A 559-nucleotide genomic window follows, 5' to 3' on the forward strand; every position below is an offset into this window, starting at 1 on the left:
TGAGCATTCCCAGCCCACGATCCGCCCGGCGTAGGCATCGATGACGAACGCGGTGTAGACGAACCCGCCACCGGCCAGCCGCACGTAGGTGAAATCGGCGACGACCAGCAGATTCGGGGCCGGAACCCGGAAGTTGCGGTCCACCAGGTCGGTCGCCCGCGTCCCGGCGGGATCGGCTTCGGTGGTGCGAATCGCCGCGCGCCGCATCACACCTCGCCATCCATTGGCGCGCATCAACCGTTCCACGGTGCAACGGGCAACCGGAATTCCCTCGCGTCGTAGGTGGCCCCACATCTTCTCCGCGCCGTACAGCGATTCGGGTTTGCGGCGGCCGGTCTCGTCGGGTTCGTAGTAGCCGGCCAGGATCTCGGTGATCGCGGTGTCCCACAGCGTCCGTTTCGATGCTGGCCGCGACAGCCAGGCATAAAAGGTTCTCGGGGCGATCTTGCAGCCGTGCGCGGTCAGCGCACGGCAGATCGGAGCGACCCCGAACCGAGCCCGATGCTCGGCGATGAACGCGCAGACTACTTCTGTCGCGGGTCGCTCGCCCGCGCGAAGA

At 67.1% G+C, this 559-nt stretch carries 1 protein-coding gene; it reads right to left on the reverse strand.

All coding sequences use genetic code 11. From position 1 onward, the window contains the following. The coding region (locus tag IU459_RS37505; RefSeq protein WP_195134304.1) for an IS3 family transposase at positions 1-559 on the reverse strand (559 nt) is incomplete at both ends.

The organism is Nocardia amamiensis, from assembly GCF_015477605.1.
Classification (GTDB): domain Bacteria; phylum Actinomycetota; class Actinomycetes; order Mycobacteriales; family Mycobacteriaceae; genus Nocardia; species Nocardia amamiensis_A.